The sequence below is a fragment of the Amycolatopsis sp. WGS_07 genome, assembly GCF_045278895.1.
In the GTDB taxonomy this organism is placed as follows: Bacteria; Actinomycetota; Actinomycetes; order Mycobacteriales; family Pseudonocardiaceae; genus Amycolatopsis.
Genome location: NZ_CP136053.1, coordinates 3673789 through 3688825, shown reverse-complemented (window position 1 = coordinate 3688825; position 15037 = coordinate 3673789). Strand labels below are relative to the sequence as shown.

Genomic DNA, 15037 nt, shown 5'->3' with positions numbered 1-15037 from the left:
GTCAGATCAACGGTGCCATCTCCGGGACCGGGCCGGACAGCGCGGAACTGTCACCACGACCGGTCAGCCAGGCCAACACCGTCCCCGGCGTGCCAGTCACCAGCTCGCCGCCATCCCCGAGAGTCCAAGTCCGGACGCCATCGGTGATACGGAACGACGGCAGCGGACGCGGGCACATCCGGATCAGCGTGGCCACTACCGCGTCGAGATGCTCGCCGAGCAGGGCGGTGGCGCTGTCGAAATCGTGGCCACCGTCGAGATCGGCGAGGTGAATCGTGGTCTCGGACAGCCGCAGCGTGAGCACGTCCGCGCCGGTCAGCTCGCCGCCGTGGCGGTGCCGCACGCGCGCTGACCACGCCTCGTCCGGCAGGCGCGCGGCGTGGTCGGTCAGCCGTTTCCCGGAGGCCACCAGGTCGGCCACGATCTGCGCCGGGGCGCGGCCCGCGCCGGCCTCGATCTCGTCGTCGCGGGCGTTGCCGGGGCCGTACATCGACTGTTCGACCCTGGTTTCGGCCCAGGTCAACAGGTTGCCGAGAGCGTCGGCGTTGCGCGCGAGGTGAGTGAACAGATGCGCGCGCGTCCAGCCGGGCAGCGCGCTCGGCTCGCCGAACGCCGTCTCCGGCATCGCCTCGGCGACGCGTGCCCATTCGTCGTGCAGTTCCCGGAGTCGCTCCAGCGCCGTAGTGGTCACCGGGCGAGCTTAGTCAGCGGCGCAACGCCGCGGGAGCGTTCGCCGGAACCGCCGGATTCTTCGGTGCGACCGGCTCGATCCGGGCGTACCCGTTGCTCTGCTCCGGCCGCTGGTCGTCCTCGCCCTTGTTGGGCCAGAACGAGAACGCCCGCTCCGCCTGCGCGGCGATCGTGAGCGACGGGTTCACCCCGAGGTTCGCGGTGATCGCCGAACCGTCCACAACGGACAATCCGGGATAGCCGTACACGCGGTGGTACGGGTCGATCACCCCGGTGTCGGCGCTGTCGCCGATCGGCACGCCGCCGATGAAGTGCGCGGTGAGCGGGATGTCGAACACCTCGCCCCAGGTGCCGCCCGGCATGCCGCCGATCCGTTCCGCGGTCCGGATGTTCGCCTCGTGCCCGGCCGGGATGAAGCTCGGGTTCGGCTCGCCGTGGCCCTGTTTCGACGTGTACTTCCGCCGTCCGAACAGGCCGCGCCGGGTGTAGGTGGTGATGGAGTTGTCGAGGCTCTGCATCACCAGCAGGATCACCGTGCGCTCGCTCCACCGGTACGCGTTCAGCAGTTTCGCCGACTGCACCGGGTGTTTGACCAGGAAGGTGACCGCCTGCCGCCAGCGCGGAACGTTCGAAGACCCGTCGGTGGCCACGGTTTGCAGCAGGCTCATCGCGTTGCTGCCCTTGCCGTAGCGCACCGGTTCGATGTGCGTGTTCTCGTCCGGATGGATGGACGAGGTGATCGCGACGCCGCGGCTGAAGTCCCGGTTTTCGTCCACAGTGGTCCGGGCCGCGCCGATAATCGCCTCGGAATTCGTCCGCGTCAATTCCCCGAGCCGCTGCGACAATTTCGGCAGCGCGGCCGTGTCCTTCATGCGGTGCAACAGATTCTGCGTACCCCAGGTGCCGGCGGCGAACACCACCTGCGTCGCCGTGACCGTGGTACGGAAACGCCGCGAACGCGTGCCGGTCTTCTGCAACGTGATCGCGTAACCGTTGCTGCGCGGGCTCACCGACGTCACCGTGGTGAGCGGAATGACCTTCGCGCCGTCCTTCTCCGCGAGGTACAGATAGTTCTTCACCAGCGTGTTTTTCGCGCCGACCCGACATCCGGTCATGCACGAACCGCATTCGGTACAGCCGACCCGATCCGGTCCGGCACCGCCGAAGAACGGGTCCTTCACGGTCTCGCCGGGCTTGCCGAAATACACCCCGACCGGCGTGGCGTGGAACGAATCCTCGACGCCCATGTCTTTTGCGACGTCCCGCATCACCACGTCGGACGGCGTGATCGTCGGGTTCGTGACGACGCCGAGCATGCGGCTGGCCTGGTCGTAGTGCGGCGCGAGTTCGCTTTCCCAGTCGGTGATGTGCGCCCACTGCCGGTCTTGGTAGAACGGCTTGAGCGGCCGGTACAGCGTGTTCGCGTACACCAGCGAACCGCCGCCGACGCCCGCGCCTGCCAGCACCATCACGTCGTTGAGCATGTGGATGCGCTGGATGCCGTAACAGCCGAGCTGCGGGGCCCAGAGGTAGCGCTTGAGGTCCCAGGACGTCTTGGCGAACTCGTCGTCGGCGAACCGCCTGCCCGCCTCGACCACCGCGACGCGGTAGCCCTTCTCGGTCAGCCGCAACGCCGCGACGCTGCCGCCGAACCCGGACCCGACCACGAGGACGTCGTAGTCGGGTTCTTGCCGCGCGGTGGTGGTGTTACTGGCAGTCACAGGAAAGAGCGTAACCCCCGGGGAGCCGCCAGGCCAGAGGTAAGTTACTGACGAGTTACCTCATCGGGTCTTGCGGCGCGGCGCGAAGCGGAACAGCTCGCCGAGCGCCCGGATGATGGCGGGCCGTTCCGCCGGTTCCGTCCCGCGCAACGCCACGACCAGCGCGAGCAGCCGGATCAGCAGGCTGCCCACCACTATTCCGCCGAGCCACCAGGTCGACGCGGACTCCCCCAGCAGTGCCATCCGCTCACCCTTCAGGCGCGACACCGAACTCCAAAGATAACGAAAGTATAACGGAGAAGGGCGCGTTTCGGACCGGCGGGCACAAAAAAGGCCCCCGTGAAGGGGGCCTTTTTCGCGAGTACCTCAGCCGCGCACGGTCAGCCCGACGCGCTGGAACTCCTTCAGGTCCGAGTACCCCGTCTTCGCCATCGCGCGGCGCAGCGCGCCGAACAGGTTCACCACGCCCTCCGCGTCCGAGGACGGGCCGAACAGCAGCGTCTTCAGGTCCACCGCGTAGTCCGAGTCCGGGCCGGCGACCACGCGCGAGCGCGGCAGCGACGGGTGTGCCGCCGCGGCCGTCCAGTACAGGCCCTGGCCCGGGGCGTCCGACGCGGTCGCCAGCGGGGCGCCGAGCATCACCGCGTCCGCGCCGCAGGCGATCGCCTTCGCAATGTCGCCGGACGTCGTGATGCCGCCGTCGGCGAGGACGTGCACGTAGCGGCCGCCGGTCTCGTCCAGGTAGTCGCGGCGGGCGGCGGCCGCGTCCACGATCGCCGTCGCCATCGGGGTGCCGATGCCGAGCACGCGGTCGGTGCTGGTGACGCCCTCGGTGTAGCCGTGGCCGACGATGACGCCCGCCGCGCCGGTGCGCATCAGGTGCATGGCCGTGCGGTAGTCGCTCACGCCGCCCGCGATCACCGGCACGTCGAGACGGCCGATGAACTCCTTGAGGTTGAGCGGTTCCGCGTCGCGCTGCACGTGCTCGGCGGAGATGATCGTGCCCTGCACGACCAGGATCTCGACGCCGGCGGCGATCAGGTCCGGCGTCAGCTCGGCGGCGTGCTGCGGGCTGACCCGCGCGGCCACCGTCACACCGGATTCGCGGACCGTCTTGATCGCCTCGGTCAGCAGGTCGAGGCGGATCGGCGCGGAGTGCAGCTCCTGCAGCTCACGCACGACCGCGGCCGGGTCCTCGCTGTCCTCGGCCGCGCGGACGAGGCGGAAGATCGCTTCTTCGACGTTCGCGTGCCTGGCCCACAGCCCTTCGGCGTTGAGCACGCCGAGGCCGCCCAGCTCGCCGACCGCCACCGCGGTCCCCGGCGACACGATCGCGTCGGTCGGGTGGGTGACCAGCGGCAAGTCGAACCGGTACGCGTCGATCTGCCAGGCGGTGGACACCACCGACGAGGACCGCGTCCGCCGCGACGGCACGATCTCCACGTCATCGAGGTCATACGCCCGCCGCGCCGTGCGGCCCATGCCGATCTCGACCAGATCCCGCACGTGATGTCCCTTCTCGCGCCTGACGCCTTCGCGGTCCATTGTCGCGAGTCGGCGCGGGTGACCTGCGCGCGGGGGACCGTTGCGGTGGCGACAACCACCGGTTGTGCGCGTGGTTGTTTGCCACCGGCGACACCGGATGGTTGGCTCCCCCGCTGGACGAGGGGGACGGATTTGGCGCTGGGCAAGGACTTTCACCGGCTGTGGCTCGCGTACGCGGTCAGTATCGCGGGCACCTACTTCGCCCTCGACGCTTTCTCGATCATCGCGGTACGGGTGCTGCACAGCAGTGCCGGACAGGTGTCGTTGCTGGCCGGAGCCGGGCTCGCGGTGGGCTCGCTGGCCGCGCTTCCGCTCGGGCCGTGGGTGGAATTCCGGCGGAAACGGCCGGTGCTGATCGCGATGGACCTGGTCCGGTTCGCCGCCCTGCTCACCCTGCTGCCCGCGTACCTGCTGGACGTGCTGACCTTCGCCCAACTCGTGACCGTGTCGGTGCTCGTGGCGACGGCGAACATCGCGTTCACCTCGGCGAGCGGAGCGTATCTGAAATCACTGGCAGCTGGTCCAGACCTGCTCACCGCCAACGGCCGGTTCGAGACCACGCTGTGGACCGCGACCGCACTCGGCCCGCCGGCGGGCGGCGCGGCGATCGGGTTCTTCGGCCCGCTCGCCACGGTGCTCCTGGACGCGTTCAGCTACCTGCTGTCCGCCCTCTCGCTCTCGACAATCCGCACCCGCGAGCCCAAACCGGCCCGCCCGGCGGCCTTCCGCGCCGCCGACCTCGTCGAGGGCTGGCGCTACGTCTTCCGGCACGCCCGGCTGCGGATGCTGTTCCTCAACTCCTGCCTGGTCAACGGCCTGATCATGGCCACTTCGCCGGTGCTGGCGGTGCTGCTGCTCGGCGAACTCGGCCTGCCGACCTGGCAGTACGGGTTCGCGTTCGGTGTCCCGTGCCTCGGCGGCCTCGTCGGCTCCCGGCTCGCCCGCCGGCTGGTGCCGCGCTACGGCCGGGTGCGGCTGCTGCCGATCGTCGGCGCGATCCGGACCTGCTGGGTCGTGCTGCTGGCCTTCGTGCCGCCGGGAATCGGCGGGCTGTTCTGGGTGATGGCGGTGGAGTTCGGCCTGATCGTCTGCGCGGCGGCGTACAGCACGGTCCTCGCGACATACCGGCTCGAGGAAACCGAAGACGGGTACGTGAGCCGGATGCTGGCGGCCTGGCGGATCACCGGCAGCGCCAGCACCGCCGGGCTGACCCTCCTGTGGGGTCCGGTCACGACCTGGCTGGGAACACGCGGCGCGCTCGGGCTGGCGGGCGCGTTGATGTTGGCGACGCCGTTGCTGCTGCTCGGCTGGAACCGCGCTCAGAACGAGACGCGCGCGGTGGAATCGGTCCGCAGCACGGATTCCTGATCGAACAGGTGCTTGTAGTCGGTGTGGATCTGCTCGAGGACGACCGCGCCACTGCTGGAGCGCCACTGACCGGTGGCCGCGAAACCGTCGGGGAAACGCGGCGTGATGTCCTTCGCTGAGAAGTCCGCGAACTCCTTCTCGGTCACCTCGCCGCCGTTCAGCTTGGCGGTGCCGAAGTACAGCTCGGTGCGTTTCCACAGTGAGCTGTCCGGCGAGGCCGTCGTGGCCGCCGTCAGTACGAACCGCCGGGAAAACCGCATTCGCCCGCTCCCCTCGCCGTCACCTGGAGATCCAGTGTGGCGGGCAAGAGGAGCGGGCGAACAGGGCAGATCAGCGGGTCGTGTAGTTCGGGGCCTCGACCGTCATCGTGATGTCGTGCGGGTGGCTTTCCTTCAGCCCGGCCGCGGTGATGCGGACCAGCTGCGCCTCCTGCATCGCCGCGATCGTCTCCGCGCCCGCGTAGCCCATGCCCGCGCGCAGGCCGCCGACGAGCTGGTGGACCACGTTCGACAGCGGGCCGCGGAACGGGATCCGGCCCTCGATGCCTTCGGGCACCAGCTTGTCCTCGTTGAGCACGTCGTCCTGCGCGTAGCGGTCCTTGGAGTACGACTTCGCCTCGCCGCGCGACTGCATGGCGCCCAGCGAGCCCATGCCGCGGTAGACCTTGAACTGCTTGCCGTTCACCAGGATCAGGTCGCCCGGCGATTCGGCGGTGCCTGCCAGCAGGCTGCCGAGCATGACCGAGGACGCGCCCGCCGCGATGGCCTTCGCGATGTCGCCGGAGTACTGGATGCCGCCGTCGCCGATCACCGGGACGCCCGCCGGACGGCAGGCCTGGTCGGCCTCGTAGATCGCGGAGATCTGCGGCACGCCCACGCCCGCGACGATCCGGGTCGTACAGATCGAACCCGGGCCGACGCCGACCTTCACGCCGTCCACGCCCGCGTCCACCAGCGCCTGAGCCCCGGCCCGCGTGGCCACGTTGCCGCCGACGATGTCGACGGTGTCGCCCAGTTCCTTCTTCAGCAGCCGCACCGTGTCCACGACCGCACGCGAGTGGCCGTGCGCCGTGTCGACCATCAGCACGTCCACGCCGGCCTCGGCCAGCGCCATCGCGCGCTTGTGCCCGTCCGGGCCGACGCCGACCGCGGCGCCGACGATGAGCCGGCCGTCCGGGTCCTTCGAGGCGCGCGGGTACTGCTCGGTCTTCACGAAGTCCTTGACCGTGATCAGGCCGCGCAGCTTGCCCGCGCCGTCGACGATCGGCAGCTTCTCGATCTTGTGCCTGCGCAGCAGCCCGAGCGCGGCCTCCGCGGTGACGCCGACCTGAGCGGTCACCAGCGGCGGCTTCGTCATGACCTCGCTCACCAGGCGCGTGTGGTCGACCTCGAACCGCATGTCGCGGTTGGTGATGATGCCCACCAGCGCGCCGGAGGCGTCGGTGACCGGGACGCCGGAGATCCGGAACCGTGCGCACAGGGCGTCGACCTCGGCGAGGGTGTCGTCCGGGGCGCAGGTGACCGGGTCGGTGACCATGCCCGCCTCGGACCGCTTCACGACCTCGACCGCCGCCGCCTGCTCCTCGATCGGCAGGTTGCGCTGCAGCACGCCGATGCCGCCCTGGCGGGCCATGGCGATCGCCATCCGCGCCTCGGTGACCGTGTCCATGGCGGCGGAGACCAGCGGAACGTTGAGCTTGATGTTGCGGGTGAGCTGCGTGCTCGTGTCCACCGCGCTGGGCACCACGTCCGATTCCGCGGGCAGCAGCAGCACGTCGTCGAAGGTCAAGCCGAGCATCGCGAACTTGCTGGGCACTGCGGGGGTGATGCTTTCGCTGGTCATGAGGGGCGAAGGGCCTTCCTGGCGGGAGTGGGCTGGAGTCGCGGGCAGCGGTGCCTGGCGTGGGCCGAGGGTGGTCGGGCCTTCCCCTCATGATATCCGGGCCGGGGCCCTGGCCCGGGTGGGTGGCCCGCCGGGTAGCGTGCAGGCCGTGCCGCACGATGTGTTGCCCCCCGATCCGTTCGCGGACGACCCGGACGATCCGGCCCGGGCCATCCCCGACCCCGACGACCACCTGGAAGAGCCGATCAGCGCGGACGAGCGCACCGAGCTGCTGGCCGACCTGTCCGACCTCGCCGTGTACCAGGCTCTGCTGGAGCCTCGCGGGGTTCGCGGCATCGTGGTCGACTGCGGTGAGTGCGACGAACCCCACTATCACGACTGGACGCTGCTGCGCGCGAGCCTGGAGCAGCTGCTGTCCGACGGCCGGATGCGCCCGCACGAACCGGCTTTCGACCCGAACCCGACCGACTACGTGAGCTGGGACTACTGCCGCGGTTTCGCGGACGGCGTCACCGCGAACGAGAGCGCGTACTGACCCGTTCGGTCCTGCACAACCTGCGAAGAAGGTCCTGGTGAGCTTGGCCACCAGGACCTTCTTCGTGTGCGGCGAACAAGTTGTCCACAGGGGTTGTCCACAGCTGTGTCGACTTGTGGACAACCGTCGTCAGCGGCGGTACTTCGCGCTCTCCGCCTGAGCGATCATCGCGCGCTCGGTCAGGTTCGGCCACGGCGGACGGTGCAGCACGGCCAGCGTCGCGAACGCTGCCGCCACGAACCCGGTACACACGCCGATCAACGCGATCCGGCCCTCGTCGACCGCGGGCGTCCACGTGACGCCGTCCTCGGTGATCGAGTACAGCCCGACCACCCGTCCCGGCCCGCCTCGACGGCCTTGCCGGGTGACCGTGATCAGCACCGTCCCGTGAGTGGTCTCGTAGGGCTCTCCGAAAACCAGCACCGCACCTCCCCCGTTGAAAACGAAGAAGGTCCCGGCACTGTCCGTGCCGGGACCTTCCGGAAAACCTATGAGCCGCTGGTGTTCGGCGCCTGCGCGCCCTGCGACGACTCGTTGCGCGGGCTGCTGCCGGTGCCTGGATCGTTCGGCGTCGCGCTCGGCGAGGGCGGCGGCGAACTCGGCGTGGACGTCACCGGCGGAAGCGGCGTGACCGACGTGACCGGCGGCGGGTTGGTGTGGCCGCCACCGGTGCCCGGCAGCGACGTCGACTGGCCGGGCGGCTGCGCCGCGCTGCTGACCGGGTCGTGCGCGGGCGGAACGGCGGGCGGCGACGACGGCTTCTGGCCCGTGGGCGGGGCCGTCGGCTGGCCGAGCTGCGCGGCCAGCTCGCGGTGCTGCTGCAGGAGCTGGTTGCGGTTGTCGGTGTCGGTGACCTGGTTGAGCGCGGCCTGCGCGTCGGCGAGCGCGCGCCGGGCGTCCGCGAGCCGATTGTCGGCGAGTGCCAGATTCGCCTTCTCCAGGTCGAGCTTCGCCGCGGCGGCGGCCTCGACCGAGCGGGCGTGATCGGCGTACAGGACCTTCGTGAGGCCCCAAAGCGTGTCTCCGGGCTGGGCGTCGCGCGCGGCGAGGCCAGTGCCGGTGAAAGCGATGGCGGCGGCGGCGCACGCGGCGGCCACCGGAACGAGATAGCGGCGGCGACGGCCGCGGCTTTGGTATTTGCGCGCCAGCGTCGCGGTCTTCACCGTGGTGACCGCGGTGTCGACGTCGACCAGCTCGGCGAGCGGCTCGCTGTCGATGTCGCGGCGCCACGCGAGCAGCAGCGCGTTCAGTTCCTGGTCTCCGAGCCCGTCGGCAACGGCCGGATCGGTCCCGCCGAGCGCGTCAAGCAGCGCGTCGTCGGCCTGGATCGCGGTGAGATCCCCGTCGGCTTCCGCCTCGTACCCGGTCAGTCCGCTCGTTTGCGCGGAAGGCGACAGGTCTCTGTCTCTGTCCCGGTCTTCGCGATCAGTCACTCAGATCACCTCCTCGGCGGCGAGCACCTTGCGCAGCCGGGCGAGTGCCCGGTGCTGGGCGACGCGGACCGCGCCCGGCGTGGATCCGACGGCTTCCGCCGTCTCCTCCGCCGACAGCCCCACCACGACGCGCAGTACGACGATTTCGCGCTGTTTGTCCGGCAGCACCTGCAGCAACTGGGCCATCCGCTCGTTCAGCTCGCCCTGCAGAGCGCGTTGTTCCGGGCCGACGCCGCCCTCGATCTCGTCGGGGATCTCGGCGACCGGCTCCGCCCGGTTGCGAGCCGCGGCGCGGTGCGCGTCGGCGACCTTGTGCTGGGCGATGCCGTACACGAACGCCAAAAAGGGGCGGCCCTGGTCACGGTACGAAGGCAAGGCCGTAAGCACCGCGAGACACACCTCCTGCGCAACGTCGTCTGCCGAAGCGAACGAACGCTCCTGCCTGCCAACCCTGGCACGGCAATACCGCACCACAAGGGGACGAATGGCGGCCAGCAACCGCTCCACTGCCTGAGGGTCTCCCTCGACAGCGGCGGCGACCGGCTCGTCCAGTCCATCCCCCACAGTGGCCATCGCAGACAACAGTCCCAGCGTTACGTGTAGGCGTGCAAAGAATCCGGCGCGTGGTCGTCCCCGTCCTGCGCCGGTCACAGCTACCGTACCGTCGGAGTCCTACCAGACAACCGCCAGAGGTGGTGACCGGCGCGCCGAGCGCGGCCGGGCGGCGATTGTCGCAGGCAGACGGGGTGCGGGGCAGTGCCGTCACGCGGTGGGGACGCGGGCGACGACAGGAGCGGGCCAAGACAACAGGTACGGGCCAGGGCTAGCGCGCCCTGGCCCGTTCGTCACCGCGGGAGCCGGATCGGAAGTCCCGTATTGGCCTGCTCGTGGTCGGTCAGGACACCAGGCCGCGGCGGAAGCCGTGCGCGACGGCCTGCGCGCGGTCGCGGACGCCGAGCTTGCGGAACAACCGCCGCGCGTGCGTCTTGACCGTGTCCTCGGACAGGTACAGCTCACGGCCGATCTGGCCGTTGCTCTTGCCCTGGCTCATGCCGCGCAGCACCTGCAGCTCGCGCTCGGTGAGCTGCACGCCCGGGTCGGAGGGCTGGCGCGGCGCGGGCACCGAGGTGCTGGCCAGCGTGTGCGCCAGCGCGGCGACCAGTTCGGGCCGCGAGGCGTCCCAGCGCAGGTAGCCGCGCGCTCCGCCGGCGATGGCGGCCGCGATGCTGCCCGCGTCGTCCGGGGCTCCGAAGACGATGACGTTCGCCTGGGGGTTCGCGGAGACGAGCCGGCGCGTGGCCTCGACGCCCGTCGGGACCGCGCGTTGCGTCCCGACCAGCACGACGTCGACCGGCTGACGGGTGTACCGGGCCAGCAGCTCGTCACCGTGCGCTACGCAGTCGATGCGACTGACCCCAGGCACCGCGGACATCACACGGGTGAGCCCTTCGCGGACACTGCGTCGGTCGTCGCAGATCAAGACCGTCGTCACGGGGTTTCCTTCCTGCAGCCGGGTGACATTCCACTTCCCCTATCGGACGCTTTAGTCCGAACCTTGACACGATCCGGTGGCTTTTTTTGAAGTTTCTTAGCCCGGATGCCGGAACGCCCGTTCCCGCAGGCCTACCCGGGCCCGACGGGCACCCATGGCGATTCGTGTGCGACGCGCATCACGCAAGGATCCGCGTGCCGTAACACTGCGTGCAACACCTGGCGGCTCCTGAATCGATACTCCTCGGCCCGGTCGTGGTCCAGGTCAGCGGCGACGCGCGCGGCCACCCAGGTAAGTGAATCGAGTTCATGTTTCTCGGCGTCGGCGAGGGCTGCGAGGACGAGTTCGCGCGCGCCGGTTTCGTCAGCGGCGAGCAGCGCGACGCCGAGGACGATGCCGGACTTCACGACGTGTCGCTGAGCGTGACGAGCGACGGCGGTCTCGTAGGCGAGCCGGGCCGGGGCGACGGCTGCTTCGGGCTGCCCGGCGGCGAGTTCGATCTCGGCCCCGACCCAGCCGCCCCGAACGGTCGCCCGCCAGCGACGGTCGGCCTGGGCGGCCCGGACGGCCAGACGGCGAGCCGCGGAGATGCGGCCGAGGGCGAGGTTGTCGGCGGCTAGGCCGAGGAGGGCGTCGGCTCTTGCTCCTTGGAGGTCCAGGCCGTGCGGGTCTTCGCCGGGGCTTGGGTTGGACGGGGCTGGTGTCTGCGGAGCGGCTGGGGTTGAGCCGGGCGCGGCCGAGCCAGCTCGGCTTGAGTCAGCCGCTCGCGCGCCACCACTCGCAGCTGAGCCCACTCCGACGTCAGCCGCACGCGAGTCGGCCCTCGCGGCAGTCGAGGCCGCTCGGCTGGAGCCAGCAGCCGCACGCGAGCCGTCGGCAACAGAACCCGCCCCGGAGCCGACCCGGCCCGAGTCCGCAGCGACCGAACCCGCTCCAGCACCAGCTCGGCCCAACCCAGCCGCAGCCAACCCGCCACCAACCGACCCGGCCCCGCGCTCCCCCATCCCGCGCAGTCCGACCGCCAGCAGCGCCTCCCCGTCCAGCTTCCGCGCCGCCACGTGTCCGCCCAGCTGTCGTCGGTGCGACGCGAGCGTGCTCGCCGCCAGCGAGGCCGTCAGCGGATCACGGCCGCGCCGGAGCGGGTTGAGCAGTTCAGCGGCCGCCGCGTATCGGCCGCGGGCGCCCAGCACGATGGCCGCCAGGAGGCGTTGCCTGGGCGAGCCGTCGCGAGGTATTGGGTCCGCCGGCCCGGCGTACGAGCCGAACGCGAGGGCCGTCAGCGCTTCTTCGTCCACCAGACCTTTCTAGCGTGGAGCACCGACAAGAACGTGCTCCACGCGGTCGGCCGCCGCGGAAAGATCCGCCAGCAGTTCGACTTTCGGCGGCAACAGGGCGGAATCCCAGCCGGGACCGCAGGCGAACAACCGGGTTCGCTGCCGTCCGCGAGACACGCGTGCGAAGAGCCGAGGATCAGCAGGCGCACGATTCGCCCACAACACCACGGCCGCCGGCGCGCTTCGTCGTACTGCTACCGCCAGCACTTCCTGCGGCAGCGCGATGCCGAAGAGCTGCGCGCCGATTCGCCGTCCCGCGAGCGCCGCCGCGAGCGCGTACACGGGCATGTTGTCCCGTTCCTCCGGCACGCACGCGAGAAGAACCGGCCGTTGGTTGCGAGGCTCGTCGAGAACCGGCGTCGCGCGCACCAACGCTGCGTACACGCACTCAGCGAGCAGGTACTCCACCTCCGCGCCCGCGTGCACGCCTCGCCACCGCGCGCCGAGTGCGGTGAGGACTGGGTCAATCACCCCGGACCACGCCTGAAGGACGCCTAGCTCGCCAATGGCGTCAACGAGCATGCGTTGCACCGCACCGACGTCCATGGCCAACGCCGCCGTACTTAGGCGACGCGCGAGTCGCGAAGGGACTTCGAGGTCGTCAGCCGCAGCCTTCGTTTCCATTGCGTCCACTGGCTCCGCGGGCGCTGGCACGACGTCCGCGCGCGGCATCTGCTCCAGCGCGTACTGCGCGGCCTCCGCCGTTGAAGCGCCGCGAAGAAGCGCGCGCTGCATCAGTTCGAGACGGCCGATGTCGGAGCTGCCGTAGCGGCGATGCCTGCCGTCGGTGTGGCGGCTGGGACCGAGACCGTAGCGCCGGTCCCAAGTACGCAGGGTGGACGGCGCGACACCGAGCCGGCGGGCGACCGAGGCCACCGGCAGGGTGGGTTCTCCATCGCTCGATCCGGATCCCACCCGGTCAATATCCAGCCCGCTCGCGGTCCCGGCAACCCGAGCCAAAAGCCCTGCTCACACATCTGGGGGATGCCTAACGGCTGAATCGCCGCCGATCTATTGAACAACTATTGGCGCGCTTCTAACGTTACCGCCGTTGCACCGAATGGAGTATCGGCACCACAGCAGAGCAGCTAATGGCATCGACCGGATGACGGAGGCGGTCAGGATGGCAGACACGCGCAGGCTCCCCGGCCCCAACGCAGACATGTGGGACTGGCAGCTGGAGGGGTCGTGCCGGGGGATGGACAGCGGATCCTTCTTCCACCCGGACGGAGAGCGGGGACCGGCGAGGGCGCGGCGCGAGGCCAGGGCCAAGGCGATCTGCCTGTCGTGCCCGGTGCTGGAGATGTGCCGCAAGCACGCGCTCGCCGTGCACGAGCCCTACGGCATCTGGGGCGGACTGTCCGAATCGGAACGAGACCACATCATCAAACAGGACAAACGCGCGCTGACCATGGCGCACCTCTGACTTCCATCACGGCGCGGAAGGGGCGATGTCCACAGTGGACGTCGCCCCTCCGCCGTTTTCGGGCCACAGCGAGAGCGCGAGGTCGATCACGGTCATCAGCGAGTCGAGGCTGACGCCGTCCCGCGCCTGCATGGTCAGTCCATAAAAGACAGTCGCGTAAAGCCCGGCAAGCGCGTCAATGTCCACAGTGGCCGCGAGGTCGCCCTCGTCCACTCCGCGACGAAGGCGGGCGCGAAGCTGGTGCCGCACTTCATCGCGGGCAGCAGCTAGAAACTTCCACACGGACGCGTTGGCCGGCGTGCAGTTGGTAGCCGCGAGAACCACCATGCAGCCCTTGGGATGGCCAGGTTCCACGTACGCGCAAGCGTTGTTGCGAAGCATCGCCTCGATCGCCGCGCGCGCTGTCGGCTCTTCGGTCAACGCGCGCATCGTGTGCCGTCCGTACGCGGATTGGTAGTGCTCGACCGCTTCGCGAAACAGTGCTTCCTTGTCCCCGAAGGCCGCGTACAGGCTCGGCGGCTTGATCCCCATCGCCTCGGTCAGCTCCGCCAGCGACGCACCCTCGTAGCCGCGCTCCCAGAACACGAACATGGCCTGAGTGAGCGCGTGCTCGCGATCGAACGCGCGCGGGCGGCCGCGGGGTGACATGGACCACCTTCTTTAGTGAGCGATACAGAAGTCTTGACCCAGCCCATCGTACGCGGCTATTTATTTAGTCATCACTACAGAAAGAGGTGGGGCATGGGTACCCTGGATGGCAAGGTCGCGCTGGTCACCGGCGGAAGCCGCGGGATCGGCGCGGGGATCGCACTCCGGCTGGCCGAGGACGGCGCGGACGTCGCGATCACCTACGAACGCGCCGCGGACCGGGCGGCGGAAGTGGTCGCGTCGATCGAAAAGCTCGGCCGCCGCGGCCTCGCCCTGCAGGCCGACGCGGCGGACGCGGACGCCGTGACCAGCGCTGTCGACCAGACCGCGGCCGAACTCGGCGGGCTGGACGTGCTGGTGAACAACGCCGGAGTGTTCCCGTCGGCTCCGATCGACGACCTGACGCCGGAGACGATCGACCGCACGCTGGCGATCCACGTGAAGGCACCGCTCGTAGCGGCCCGGGCGGCGGTGCGGCACATGAAACGAGGCGGGCGGATCGTGTCGATCGGCAGCGATCTGGCCGAACGCACGCCGTTCGTCGGGCTGAGCCTGTACTCAGCGAGCAAATCGGCGCTGACCGGGATGGCCAAGGGGCTGGCGCGGGACCTGGGGGCTCGCGGCATCACGGCGACGGTGGTTCACCCGGGCTCGACGGACACCGAGATGAACCCAGCGGACGGCCCGCACTCCGGGGACCAGCTGGCGCACATCGCGTTGGGGCACTACGGAAACACGTCAGACATCGCGGCGGCGGTGTCGTACGTGGCCGGCCCGGACGGCCGGTACCTGACGGGAACATCGATCACGGTGGACGGCGGCTTCACGGCCTGACCGGCCCACCCCCACCCTCCACGGGGGGGACGCCCCAGCCCAATTCTATCGGCCCCGAGCCCCGGAACCCGGTCCTCGACCGCACTTGTCCACAGCGCCATGGAGTTGTGGAGGGCAACGTGCGGCGCTGCGGCGGGACGGGTCTGCGCAGTCGCTAGCAAGTCGCGAA

At 70.0% G+C, this 15037-nt stretch carries 17 protein-coding genes and 1 pseudogene; 5 read left to right on the top strand and 13 right to left on the bottom strand.

The genetic code is table 11. The features are described 5' to 3' along the window. Nucleotide 1: 1 nt before the first annotated feature. From RPX00_RS17640 to RPX00_RS17625, 4 genes are all read right to left on the bottom strand, one after another. On the bottom strand, nt 2–691 hold the full coding sequence (locus tag RPX00_RS17640) for a maleylpyruvate isomerase N-terminal domain-containing protein (protein WP_406640662.1): 690 nt from the start codon (nt 689–691) through the stop codon (nt 2–4). Between the two features lie 13 nt (nt 692–704). Continuing rightward, on the bottom strand, nt 705–2411 hold the full coding sequence (locus RPX00_RS17635) for a GMC family oxidoreductase N-terminal domain-containing protein (RefSeq protein WP_406640660.1): 1707 nt from the start codon (nt 2409–2411) through the stop codon (nt 705–707). A gap of 60 nt (nt 2412–2471) precedes the next feature. Next, nucleotides 2472–2654, bottom strand: coding sequence for a hypothetical protein (locus tag RPX00_RS17630; RefSeq protein ID WP_406640658.1), 183 nt, complete (start codon nt 2652–2654; stop codon nt 2472–2474). A gap of 123 nt (nt 2655–2777) precedes the next feature. Beyond that, nucleotides 2778–3917, bottom strand: a complete 1140-nt coding sequence (locus RPX00_RS17625; protein ID WP_378300913.1) for a GuaB3 family IMP dehydrogenase-related protein — start codon at nt 3915–3917, stop codon at nt 2778–2780. Between the two features lie 171 nt (nt 3918–4088). Here RPX00_RS17625 and RPX00_RS17620 point away from each other — a divergent pair, with 171 nt between their 5' ends. Further along, entirely contained in the window at nt 4089–5324 is a 1236-nt protein-coding gene (locus RPX00_RS17620; RefSeq protein ID WP_406640656.1) for an MFS transporter, read from the top strand. Here RPX00_RS17620 and RPX00_RS17615 read toward each other — a convergent pair. Together RPX00_RS17615 and guaB are read right to left on the bottom strand one after the other, a co-directional pair. Then, a complete protein-coding gene (locus RPX00_RS17615; RefSeq protein WP_406640655.1) occupies nt 5276–5584 on the bottom strand; it encodes a DUF3574 domain-containing protein in 309 nt (102 codons plus the stop codon). The two genes, RPX00_RS17620 and RPX00_RS17615, sit on opposite strands and share 49 nt — an antisense overlap. A 70-nt stretch (nt 5585–5654) precedes the next feature. Further along, the gene (gene guaB, locus RPX00_RS17610) at nt 5655–7166 is read right to left on the bottom strand and encodes an IMP dehydrogenase (RefSeq protein WP_406640653.1); all 1512 of its coding nucleotides are present in this window, start codon (nt 7164–7166) and stop codon (nt 5655–5657) included. A gap of 139 nt (nt 7167–7305) precedes the next feature. Between guaB and RPX00_RS17605 the strand changes: the two genes are divergently transcribed. Next, on the top strand, nt 7306–7701 hold the full coding sequence (locus RPX00_RS17605) for a DUF5319 domain-containing protein (RefSeq protein ID WP_009072430.1): 396 nt from the start codon (nt 7306–7308) through the stop codon (nt 7699–7701). A gap of 129 nt (nt 7702–7830) precedes the next feature. On the opposite strand, the gene RPX00_RS17600 is transcribed toward RPX00_RS17605, so the two are convergent. The 4 genes from RPX00_RS17600 to RPX00_RS17585 form a co-directional block, all read right to left on the bottom strand. After that, complete coding sequence (locus RPX00_RS17600; protein ID WP_406640650.1) at nt 7831–8124, bottom strand: hypothetical protein; 294 nt, start codon at nt 8122–8124, stop codon at nt 7831–7833. 65 nt (nt 8125–8189) lie between these two features. Beyond that, a complete protein-coding gene (locus tag RPX00_RS17595; RefSeq protein WP_406640648.1) occupies nt 8190–9134 on the bottom strand; it encodes an anti-sigma-D factor RsdA in 945 nt (314 codons plus the stop codon). Then, nucleotides 9135–9707, bottom strand: coding sequence for a sigma-70 family RNA polymerase sigma factor (locus RPX00_RS17590; RefSeq protein ID WP_009072423.1), 573 nt, complete (start codon nt 9705–9707; stop codon nt 9135–9137). 322 nt (nt 9708–10029) lie between these two features. Further along, a complete protein-coding gene (locus RPX00_RS17585; protein ID WP_020662719.1) occupies nt 10030–10626 on the bottom strand; it encodes a response regulator transcription factor in 597 nt (198 codons plus the stop codon). A 308-nt stretch (nt 10627–10934) separates the two neighbouring features. Here RPX00_RS17585 and RPX00_RS17580 point away from each other — a divergent pair, with 308 nt between their 5' ends. After that, the gene (locus tag RPX00_RS17580) at nt 10935–11246 is read left to right on the top strand and encodes a hypothetical protein (RefSeq protein ID WP_406643352.1); all 312 of its coding nucleotides are present in this window, start codon (nt 10935–10937) and stop codon (nt 11244–11246) included. Nucleotides 11247–11636: 390 nt separating this feature from the next. Here the strand turns inward: RPX00_RS17580 and RPX00_RS17575 are convergent. Both RPX00_RS17575 and RPX00_RS17570 read right to left on the bottom strand, forming a co-directional pair. Then, a pseudogene (locus RPX00_RS17575) lies at nt 11637–11816 on the bottom strand (hypothetical protein); the annotation flags it as partial. 114 nt (nt 11817–11930) lie between these two features. Continuing rightward, nucleotides 11931–12836, bottom strand: coding sequence for a MerR family transcriptional regulator (locus RPX00_RS17570; RefSeq protein ID WP_406640646.1), 906 nt, complete (start codon nt 12834–12836; stop codon nt 11931–11933). A 247-nt stretch (nt 12837–13083) separates the two neighbouring features. Here RPX00_RS17570 and RPX00_RS17565 point away from each other — a divergent pair, with 247 nt between their 5' ends. Continuing rightward, a complete protein-coding gene (locus tag RPX00_RS17565) occupies nt 13084–13386 on the top strand; it encodes a WhiB family transcriptional regulator (RefSeq protein WP_037368697.1) in 303 nt (100 codons plus the stop codon). 6 nt (nt 13387–13392) lie between these two features. Here RPX00_RS17565 and RPX00_RS17560 read toward each other — a convergent pair whose 3' ends face one another. Further along, entirely contained in the window at nt 13393–14034 is a 642-nt protein-coding gene (locus tag RPX00_RS17560) for a TetR/AcrR family transcriptional regulator (RefSeq protein ID WP_406640644.1), read from the bottom strand. Nucleotides 14035–14127: 93 nt separating this feature from the next. On the opposite strand from RPX00_RS17560, the gene RPX00_RS17555 reads away from it, so the two are divergent. Beyond that, nucleotides 14128–14868 carry an SDR family NAD(P)-dependent oxidoreductase gene (locus tag RPX00_RS17555; RefSeq protein ID WP_406640642.1) on the top strand — a complete coding sequence of 247 codons (741 nt, stop codon included), beginning with the start codon at nt 14128–14130 and terminating at the stop codon, nt 14866–14868. Nucleotides 14869–15037 lie beyond the last annotated feature (169 nt).

Bases quoted from the DNA above. Each gene is read 5' to 3' on its own strand.
- RPX00_RS17630 (WP_406640658.1), bottom strand. From the start codon at position 2,654: ATGGCACTGCTGGGGGAGTCCGCGTCGACCTGGTGGCTCGGCGGAATA.
- RPX00_RS17615 (WP_406640655.1), bottom strand. From the start codon at position 5,584: ATGCGGTTTTCCCGGCGGTTCGTACTGACGGCGGCCACGACGGCCTCG.
- guaB (WP_406640653.1), bottom strand. From the start codon at position 7,166: ATGACCAGCGAAAGCATCACCCCCGCAGTGCCCAGCAAGTTCGCGATG.
- RPX00_RS17590 (WP_009072423.1), bottom strand. From the start codon at position 9,707: ATGGCCACTGTGGGGGATGGACTGGACGAGCCGGTCGCCGCCGCTGTC.
- RPX00_RS17580 (WP_406643352.1), top strand. From the start codon at position 10,935: ATGTTTCTCGGCGTCGGCGAGGGCTGCGAGGACGAGTTCGCGCGCGCC.
- RPX00_RS17565 (WP_037368697.1), top strand. From the start codon at position 13,084: ATGGCAGACACGCGCAGGCTCCCCGGCCCCAACGCAGACATGTGGGAC.
- RPX00_RS17560 (WP_406640644.1), bottom strand. From the start codon at position 14,034: ATGTCACCCCGCGGCCGCCCGCGCGCGTTCGATCGCGAGCACGCGCTC.
- RPX00_RS17555 (WP_406640642.1), top strand. From the start codon at position 14,128: ATGGGTACCCTGGATGGCAAGGTCGCGCTGGTCACCGGCGGAAGCCGC.